10 protein-coding genes and 1 pseudogene are annotated in these 9,095 nt (G+C 63.7%); 3 read left to right on the forward strand and 8 right to left on the reverse strand.

The features are described 5' to 3' along the window. The 6 genes from VGH54_RS02075 to VGH54_RS02100 all read right to left on the reverse strand — a co-directional run. A partial coding sequence (locus VGH54_RS02075; RefSeq protein ID WP_331510274.1) for an NAD(P)/FAD-dependent oxidoreductase occupies positions 1-467 on the reverse strand: 467 nt, incomplete at its 3' end. 81 nt (positions 468-548) lie between these two features. Beyond that, on the reverse strand, positions 549-1,298 hold the full coding sequence (locus VGH54_RS02080; RefSeq protein WP_331510275.1) for a TetR/AcrR family transcriptional regulator: 750 nt from the start codon (positions 1,296-1,298) through the stop codon (positions 549-551). Positions 1,299-1,361: 63 nt separating this feature from the next. Further along, positions 1,362-3,479, reverse strand: a complete 2,118-nt coding sequence (gene nrdE, locus VGH54_RS02085; RefSeq protein WP_331510276.1) for a class 1b ribonucleoside-diphosphate reductase subunit alpha — start codon at positions 3,477-3,479, stop codon at positions 1,362-1,364. Positions 3,480-3,496: 17 nt separating this feature from the next. Next, a complete protein-coding gene (gene nrdI / locus VGH54_RS02090) occupies positions 3,497-3,943 on the reverse strand; it encodes a class Ib ribonucleoside-diphosphate reductase assembly flavoprotein NrdI (RefSeq protein ID WP_331510277.1) in 447 nt (148 codons plus the stop codon). Between the two features lie 38 nt (positions 3,944-3,981). Beyond that, positions 3,982-4,221, reverse strand: coding sequence for a redoxin NrdH (locus VGH54_RS02095; protein WP_331510278.1), 240 nt, complete (start codon positions 4,219-4,221; stop codon positions 3,982-3,984). Between the two features lie 427 nt (positions 4,222-4,648). Next, entirely contained in the window at positions 4,649-5,194 is a 546-nt protein-coding gene (locus tag VGH54_RS02100; RefSeq protein WP_331510279.1) for an NADPH-dependent FMN reductase, read from the reverse strand. Between the two features lie 90 nt (positions 5,195-5,284). Between VGH54_RS02100 and VGH54_RS02105 the strand changes: the two genes are divergently transcribed. Beyond that, entirely contained in the window at positions 5,285-5,887 is a 603-nt protein-coding gene (locus VGH54_RS02105) for a helix-turn-helix domain-containing protein (protein ID WP_331510280.1), read from the forward strand. Continuing rightward, positions 5,875-6,918 (forward strand): DNA polymerase IV, encoded by a 1,044-nt coding sequence (locus tag VGH54_RS02110; RefSeq protein ID WP_331510282.1) that lies wholly within the window; start codon positions 5,875-5,877, stop codon positions 6,916-6,918. Before VGH54_RS02105 ends, VGH54_RS02110 begins: the two co-directional genes overlap by 13 nt. Here the strand turns inward: VGH54_RS02110 and VGH54_RS02115 are convergent. Together VGH54_RS02115 and VGH54_RS02120 are read right to left on the reverse strand one after the other, a co-directional pair. Continuing rightward, complete coding sequence (locus VGH54_RS02115) at positions 6,915-7,784, reverse strand: SDR family oxidoreductase (RefSeq protein ID WP_331510281.1); 870 nt, start codon at positions 7,782-7,784, stop codon at positions 6,915-6,917. The two genes, VGH54_RS02110 and VGH54_RS02115, sit on opposite strands and share 4 nt — an antisense overlap. A 26-nt stretch (positions 7,785-7,810) precedes the next feature. Then, a complete protein-coding gene (locus tag VGH54_RS02120) occupies positions 7,811-8,470 on the reverse strand; it encodes a TetR/AcrR family transcriptional regulator (protein ID WP_414688621.1) in 660 nt (219 codons plus the stop codon). A gap of 157 nt (positions 8,471-8,627) precedes the next feature. Between VGH54_RS02120 and VGH54_RS02125 the strand changes: the two are divergent. Then, positions 8,628-9,095 (forward strand): annotated as a pseudogene (locus VGH54_RS02125) (cytochrome P450); the annotation flags it as partial.

The raw sequence follows: 9,095 nt of genomic DNA on the forward strand, positions 1-9,095 counted from the left end.
TCGGGCGTTCGCGGGATGTGCAGCGCGCCGGCGCCGGAGATCAGAAACTGGGCGACGTACTCGTCCCCCGATTCGGTGAAAACGTGCCAGCGGTATTCGCTGTCATCCCAGTGCGCACGGCTTACCTTCTGGCCGAACCGGATGTAGCGGCGCAACCCGTACTTTTCGGTGACGTCCTTGAGATAGTCCAGGATCTCCGGTTGCGGGGAGAACAGCTTGCTCCAGGAGGCCTTCGGCTCGAACGAGAACGAGTACAGGTGCGACGGCACGTCGCACGCGCAACCGGGGTAGCTGTTGTCCCGCCAGGTGCCGCCCACGTCGTCGGCCTTCTCCACGATGACGAAGTCCACGCCCTGGCGTTGCAGCGCGATGGCCATGCCGAGCCCGGCGAAACCCGTCCCGATGATCACCGCGCGGGTGCGTATGGGCGCAGCCGATGTATGGGTGGTCGACTCGGCAATGCTCATTGCGCCGCTCCTCCTTCGCTCGGCGTCGTCTCCGGCGCGGCTCTCAATATCCGGTACCGAGGGTATCAACGGCACCTGATGCTAGCTGGCAGCGGAGTTGTGCGGCACCGCGTCGTGAATGGGCTGGTCGGGGTCCAGCTTGATGCCGAGCAGCTCGGCGGTGCCGCCGATGACGCCCATCATGATCGTGGTCAGGTGTTCGACGAATTTGTCGTGCGGCATCCGGCGCGGACTGTCGACGTCGGATCCCAGCCACCAGTCCGTAGCCGAGGCCGCCGACCCGAACGCCGCGAACGCCGCGAGTTCGAAAGCGGCGGGATCGAGCTCCATCTCGCGCAGCTCGTTGTTGAACATCTCCGCCATCGCCAGGGTGATCTCGCGGCCTTCATTCAGCGTCCGCATCGTCGACTCGGACTGCTCGGGAAAGCGGCCCTGGATGAAGAACCGCAGCACGTTGGGATGCTGGTCGACGAGGCTGACGTATTCTTCCGCGCTGCGATGGATGATCTCGCGAACCGAATCGGTGGCGAAGCTAATCGACGGGAAGACCGCCGCCCACAGCATGTCGCGCAGACGTTCCCCGATCGCCTGAAACAGATCGGACTTGTCGGTGAAATGCCGGTAGATCTTCGGTTTTGCGGTGCCGGCCTCCTCGGCGATCTCGCGGACGCTGAGGTCGGGCCCGAGCCGGTCGATGGCGCGAAACGCCGCCTCGACGATCTCGCCGCGCACCTTCTTACGGTGCTCGCGCCAGCGTTCGCTGCGCGCGTCGACCTTCACGCCGGGCTTGGGTCCGGCGTGCGGCAGCGGGGGTCGCGGAATTCTGACCACGTCAAGCACCATACCCCGGTGCAGCCGCTGACCTGGGCAGACTGGCTGCCGGAACGCCGGGCGTCACAGCATGCAGGAGACGCAGCCCTCGACCTCGGTGCCTTCCAGCGCCATCTGCCGCAGCCGGATGTAGTACAGCGTCTTGATACCTTTGCGCCAGGCGTAGATCTGCGCCTTGTTCACATCACGGGTGGTCGCGGTGTCCTTGAAGAACAGCGTCAGCGAAAGCCCTTGGTCCACGTGCTGGGTGGCCGCCGCGTAGGTGTCGATGATCTTCTCGTAGCCGATTTCGTAGGCGTCCTGGTAGTACTCCAGGTTGTCGTTGGTCAGATACGGCGCCGGGTAGTAGGCCCGGCCGATCTTGCCTTCCTTGCGGATCTCGATCTTGGACGCGACCGGGTGGATCGACGACGTCGAGTGGTTGATGTAGGAGATCGATCCGGTCGGTGGTACCGCCTGCAGGTTCTGGTTGTAGATGCCGTGGGTCTGCACCGACTCTTTCAGCCGCTTCCAGTCGTCCTGGTCGGGAATGCGGATCTTCGCGTCGGCGAACAGCTGACGCACCTTGTCGGTCTTGGGTTCCCAGATCTGATCGGTGTATTTGTCGAAGAACTCACCGGAGGCATACTTCGAGTTCTCGAAGCCCTTGAAGTGCGAACCGCGTTCGATCGCAATGCGGTTCGAGGCGCGCAGCGCGTGGTAGAGCACTGTGTAGAAGTAGATGTTGGTGAAGTCGACGCCCTCTTCGGACCCGTAGTAGACGCGTTCGCGGGCCAGATAGCCGTGCAGGTTCATCTGTCCGAGCCCGATCGCGTGCGAGTCGTTGTTGCCCTGCTCGATCGAGGGCACCGACCAGATGTGGGTCTGGTCGCTCACAGCAGTCAGCGCGCGGATCGCCACCTCGATGGTCTGGGCGAAGTCCGGCGAGTCCATCGTCTTGGCGATGTTCAGCGAGCCGAGGTTGCACGAAATATCTTTGCCCACTTTGGCATACGACAAGTCATCGTTGAATAGCGACGGCGTGGAGACCTGCAGGATCTCCGAGCACAGGTTGGAGTGGGTGATCTTGCCCTCGATCGGGTTGGCCCGGTTCACCGTGTCCTCGAACATGATGTACGGGTAGCCCGACTCGAACTGCAGCTCGGCCAGCGTCTGGAAGAACTCGCGCGCCTTGATCTTGGTCTTGCGGATCCGCGCGTCGTCGACCATCTCGTAGTACTTCTCGGTGACCGAAATGTCAGCGAAGGGCACGCCGTAGACGCGCTCGACGTCATACGGCGAGAACAGGTACATGTCCTCGTTGTTCTTGGCCAACTCAAAGGTGATGTCCGGGATCACCACGCCCAGGCTCAGCGTCTTGATTCGGATTTTCTCGTCGGCGTTCTCCCGCTTGGTGTCCAGGAAGCGGTAGATGTCGGGGTGGTGGGCTTGCAGGTACACCGCGCCGGCGCCTTGGCGCGCGCCCAACTGGTTGGCGTAGGAGAACGAGTCCTCGAGCAGCTTCATGATCGGGATGACGCCCGACGACTGGTTTTCGATGTTCTTGATCGGCGCGCCATGCTCTCGAATGTTGCTCAGCAGCAACGCGACTCCCCCGCCCCGCTTGGACAGCTGAAGCGCGGAGTTGATCGAGCGCCCGATCGACTCCATGTTGTCTTCGATACGCAGCAGGAAGCAGCTCACCGGCTCGCCGCGCTGCTTCTTGCCCGAGTTGAGGAAGGTCGGCGTGGCCGGCTGGAATCGGCCGTCGATGATCTCGTCGACCAGCTTCTCGGCCAGCCCAGTGTCGCCGGCCGCCAAGGTCAGCGCGACCATCACGACCCGGTCTTCGAAGCGCTCCAGATACCGCTTGCCGTCAAAGGTTTTCAGCGTGTAGGAGGTGTAGTACTTGAACGCGCCGAGGAAGGTCGGGAACCGGAACTTCTTGGCATAGGCGCGATCCAGCAGCGTCTTGACGAAGTTGCGCGAGTACTCGTCGAGGACCTCACGCTCGTAGTAGTTCTCCTTGATCAGGTAGTCGAGCTTCTCGTCCTGATTGTGGAAGAAGACCGTGTTCTGGTTGACGTGCTGCAGGAAGTACTGGTGCGCGGCTTCGCGGTCCTTGTCGAACTGAATCTTGCCGTCGGCGTCGTACAGATTCAGCATCGCGTTCAGCGCGTGATAGTCCGTTTCATCGGGCAACCCATGCGCGCTCGCGGTTACAGGCTCTGTAGCGACGGTTGTTGGCACGTCTGTTCCTTCCAAAAGTCAGCGAGACCGGCGCGGACGGCATCCACGTCGTCCGGGGTTCCCATCAGTTCAAAGCGATAGAGGTAGGGGACGCCACACTTGCGGGACACCACGTCACCCGCGTAGGCGAACTCTGCCCCGAAGTTGTTGTTGCCCGCGGCGATGACGCCGCGGATCAACGATCGATTGTTTTCGTTGTTCAGAAAAGCGATGACCTGCTTGGGGACATAGCCACCGTCATTGATGTCCGGGGTCGCCTTGCCGCCACCGTAGGTCGGTAACACCAGCACATACGGCTGGTCTACCTCGATACGGCCGTGCAGCGGTATCCGCGTTGCCGGGATACCCAGCTTCTGCACGAAGCGGTGGGTGTTCTCCGACACGCTGGAGAAATAGACCACGTTGGAGGACGGCACGGCGATCCACTCCCTAGTTCTACTGCGCCGTCTGCCGGTTACGCGCTCAGCACGGCTCCGGCGAGCCCTTTGATCCGGTCCGGCCGGAAGCCCGACCAGTGCTCGTGTCCGGCCACGACGACCGGCGCCTGCAGGTAACCCAGGGCCATCACGTAGTCACGTGCCTCGGAGTCCAAGCTGATGTCGACCTTCTCGTAGGCGATGCCTTGCTTGTCCAGCGCCTTGTAGGTGGCGTTGCACTGCACGCAGGCCGGCTTGGTGTAAACGGTGACGCTCATCGCGGTACGACCCCTCTGTCGACGGTGGAAACAAGACAAGACTGGCAACTACTCGGTTACTGCATATGTATTGATGTTCAGCGAGCCGCCGCGCCGCAGAATTCCCGTCTCGCCGGTCCGCTTCAACTGGCGCTCGATGCCGGCTGGTGCGTCCCGACCGACCAGGTAAACCTGGGGTCTGTCGGTCTCGGAAACACTACACCTAGTGGGTGCCCGTAGGTAAGGATACAAGATGTTCTGAAAAACATTCATGAAATTCCCTGGTCGTAAGCCCTACCGTCGAAGCCCCTTCGGCGTGTCGCAGATCACAAAGTGGTCTCGCGTTGGTGTATAGACAGGTTTACCACCCGGCACCGACAAGACACGTCGTCCGCGCGCGCCCAGCAAAGCGCCCCAGCGGCATACCACCGCTGGGGCGCGTGCAGAACTAGCTGACTTCGGCGGCCAGTTTTCCGACCACGTCGCGCACGTTGGCGGCCACTTCGACGTGCTCGCGCGGGTGCTGTCCGTTCAGCGTCTTGAACGGAACCGACAGCTTGATCGACTCCACGACGCGCGCGCCGGCAATCCCGAACGACTTGCGGGTGTCGTCGTGCGACCACACCCCGCCGTACTGGCCGAAAGATCCGCCGATCACGGCCAGCGGCTTGCCCTTGAGCGCGCCGTCGCCGAACGGCCGGGACAGCCAATCGATCGCGTTCTTGATCACCGCCGGGTAGCTCCCGTTGTATTCCGGGGTGACCACCAAAGCGGCATCCGCATCGGCGGCTGCGGCCCGTAGCGCGGTCACGGTAGCCGGCACGTCGGCGTCATTGTCGATGTCCTCGTTGTAGAACGGCAGATCACCGAGACCTTCAAAGACCAAGACGGCAACGCCGTCCGGGGCCGCCTCGGTGACCAGTTCGGCGATCTGACGGTTGATCGACGCCGCGCGCAAGCTTCCTACCAGCGTCAGCACCTTGATGTCCGGCATGATCTGAGTTCCCTTCGGTAATTGTGTACATCCTTGCATGCTCTAACCGGACCCTGGTCCGCTTTGTTCCGATGACGCTACAGTAATTTTGTGAGCACCGCCGACCCGGTTCGCGACCTGCCTGTTTCCGCGCCGCATGAGCGCGGTGACGCCGCGCGCAACCGCGCGCTGTTGCTGGATGCCGCGCGGCGGCTGATCTCCGATCGCGGCGCCGACGCGGTCACCATGGACGACATCGCCGCGGCTGCCGGCGTCGGCAAAGGCACGGTTTTCCGGCGCTTCGGCAGCCGGGCCGGCTTGATGATGGTGCTGCTCGACGAGGACGAGCGGATCAACCAGCAAGCGTTCATGTTCGGTCCTGCGCCGCTGGGTCCTGATGCCCCGCCGCTGGATCGACTGGTGGCCTTCGGGCGCGCCCGGCTGCGTTTCGCGCACACCCACCACGAATTGTTGGTCGCCGCCAATCGCGATCCGCAGTCACGCTACGGCGCGGCGGCCATGGTGCAGCGCACGCATGTCCGGATGCTGCTGGCCTCGGCCGGCACCACCGGCGACCTCGATAGTCAAACCGATGCCCTACTGGCGCTGCTGGAGGCGGACTACGTCGAATACCAGCTGATGGAGCGTGACAAGTCGCTGCAGGCGCTGGGCGATGCGTGGGAAAGCCTGGTGCGCAAGCTTTGCGGACGATGAAGCCGCGCTGGATCCTGCACGTCGACCTGGACCAGTTTCTGGCGTCGGTCGAACTGGGGCGTCATCCCGAATTGGCCGGGCTGCCAGTCATTGTCGGCGGCAGCGGCGACCCGACCGAAGCCCGCAAGGTCGTCACCTGCGCGTCGTACGAAGCCCGCGAATTCGGTGTCCACGCGGGGATGCCGTTGCGCGCCGCGGCCCGGCGCTGCCCGGAGGCGACCTTCCTGCCGTCGGACCCCGAGGCCTATGACGCAGCCTCTGAGCAGGTGATGGCACTGCTGCGCGACCTGGGCCATCCGCTGGAGGTCTGGGGTTGGGACGAGGCATATCTCGGCGCCGACGTCGACGACCCCGGCGAGCTGGCCGAGCAGGTCCGCACCGTCATCTCCTCGGCGACCGGCTTGTCGTGCTCGGTGGGTATCAGCGATAACAAACAGCGCGCTAAGGTCGCCACCGGATTCGCGAAACCGGCCAGCGTGTACATCCTCACCGAATCGAACTGGATGGATGTGATGGGCGAACGACCCGTCGACGCGTTGTGGGGCGTCGGGCCGAAGACGATGAAAAAGCTTGCCGCGCTTGATATCACAACGGTATGGCAGTTGGCGCACGCCGACGCCGAGCTGCTGACATCGACGTTCGGCCCCCGAACCGGGCTGTGGTTGTTGCTGCTGGCCAACGGCGGCGGTGACGATACGGTCAGCTCCGAGCCGTGGGTACCCCGCTCGCGCAGCCACGTCGTCACCTTCCCGCACGACCTTGTCGACCGGGCCGAAATGGATTCGGCAGTAATCGAATTGACAAAGCGCGCCCTGGATGAGGTGGTGGCCGCGGCGCGCATCGTCACCCGGGTGGCGGTGACCGTGCGCACCGCCACGTTCTACACCCGAACGAAGATTCGCAAACTCGACGAGGCTACGACCGACGCCGACGTGATCGTCGCGGCCGCTCTGCGGGTTCTGGACCTGTTCGAGCTAGACCGCCCGGTGCGGCTGCTCGGGGTTCGGCTGGAACTGCAGATGCCGGACTAACTCACCCGGGGTACTACCGGAGCGGGCTTGAGTGCCCGCGAGAAAATCACGTTCACTCGTTGCATGGCGACGCTATAGGGCCACCACGCAACACGTTTGAACGCGTACAAGGCGCGGATGTCCGCCGAGGTGTAGATCAGGAACCGGTTTCGGGTGACGCCGGCCAGAATCTTGTCGGCGGCCTTTTCCGGCGATACGGCGTGCCCGCTGAACCGGTCGACCCAGCGGCTCACCTGCGGGTCGTCGCGGTCGACGCCGGCGATCTCGACGGTGTTGACCAGCGGGGTCCGCACCGCACCGGGCACCACCACCGACACCCCGATCCGGTAGCGGGCGAGGTCGAACCGCAGCACCTCGGAGAGTCCGCGTAGCCCGAATTTGCTTGCGCTGTAAGCGGCATGCCAGGGCAACCCGATCAGCCCCGCCGCCGAGGAGACGTTGACCAGGTGTCCGCCATTGCGCGCCGCCACCATCGGCGGCACGAAGTTCTCGATGACGTGTATCGGCCCCATCAGGTTGATCGAGATCATCTTGGTCCACTGCTCATGGGTCAGCCGGTCGACAGTCCCCCACGCCGACACTCCGGCGATATTCATCACGATGTCCATGCTCGGGTGATTGGCGTGGATCGCTTCGGCGAATGACGCGACCTCGTCGTAGTTCGCGATGTCCAGCGCCCGGTACTCGGGAACCTGTGCACCCAGCGCGCGAGCGTCGTTCACAGTCTCGGCCAGACCATCGGCGTTGCGGTCGGTCAGGTACAGCTCGGCGCATTGGCCCGCGAGCCGTAACGCCGTCGCCCGGCCGATGCCGCTGGCCGCCCCGGTGATCAAGCACCGTTTACCCGCGAACGTCGTCTTCCCCATGGGCCCTGACGATACCGACGGTAACGCTAGGTCTGCGGCGAACCGCCCCATAGCGCGTTGAGCCACAACGCTTCGAGCACCCGCACGCCGCGCTGCACGTCTCCGTCGTCGCCCAGGAAAGCCGTGTCGCCGGAGAGCATTTGCGCGGTGGTGACCGACAGCGTGCGGACCAGCGTCGGGATGTCGTCGCTGATAGGGTGGGCGGTGCCGGCCCGCAGCTCGTCTTCGACGATGCCCATGATCTGCTGCACCACACCTTCGACCTGTTGGTCGAGCAGGTCCTTGATTTCAGCGTCGGTGTTGCGCGCGGCGTTGCATGCCGACATCACCGGGTCGTTGTGGGCATAGACCGCCGCGGCACTTCCGACCATCCGCTTGGCGAACGCCGCGGGCGATTCATCAGCCCCGCGCGGCGCGAAATACTCGGTCAGCTCCTCGAGTTCGTGTGTCGCATCGGCGAGGATCTGCGCCAGCACGGCGTACTTGGAGTCGAAGTAGAAGTAGAACCCCGATCGGGCCACGCCTGCACGATCACTGATCGTGCTCACCGACAACTGGGCGAACGGCTTCTCCTGCAGCAACTCGCGGACCGCTTGCACGATGGCGTATCGCTGCCGATCACCCCGCCGCCGCGGAACCGGTACGACCGGTGGCTGCTCGGCCACTCGGTCAGCCCCCTGCTCGATGCGCACCCTTCGACCTTGCACTACGCCGCGCGCAAAAGGAAACGCCACGCTCAAAGCGAAACTTGACAGCCGTCAAGTTTCGCCTGAGGATGTCAGTTGGTGACGTCTGCCACACAGTCGATCTACCTTGGCCGCACGCCCCGACGAAGGAGTGTCAATGGCGACCATCAGCACCACCGAGTATTTACTCGATCAGGCGAAGCGCCGGTTGACCCCGTCAATCAACAATTTTCCCGGCATGGCTGCCGTCGAACAGCGGCTGCTGAACACCAACTGGACCCCGCGGAAGCTCGCGGATCCGCCGCCGGGCAGCGGACTCAAGCCGGTCGTGGGCGATCGTGGCCTGCCGGTCGTCGGCCACCTCATCGAGATGATGCGGGGCGGACCGGATTACCTGCTATTCCTGTACGAAACCAAGGGTCCGGTCATATTCGGTGACTCACCGGTCCTGCCGGGCGTTGCAGCGCTGGGTCCCGACGCAGCACAGGTCATCTACTCCAACCGCAACAAGGACTACTCCCAGCAGGGCTGGGTGCCGGTGATCGGCCCGTTCTTCAACCGGGGCCTGATGCTGCTCGACTTCGAGGAGCACATGTTCCATCGGCGGATCATGCAGGAAGCGTTC

This window comes from Mycobacterium sp., from assembly GCF_036488105.1.
Lineage (GTDB): Bacteria > Actinomycetota > Actinomycetes > Mycobacteriales > Mycobacteriaceae > Mycobacterium.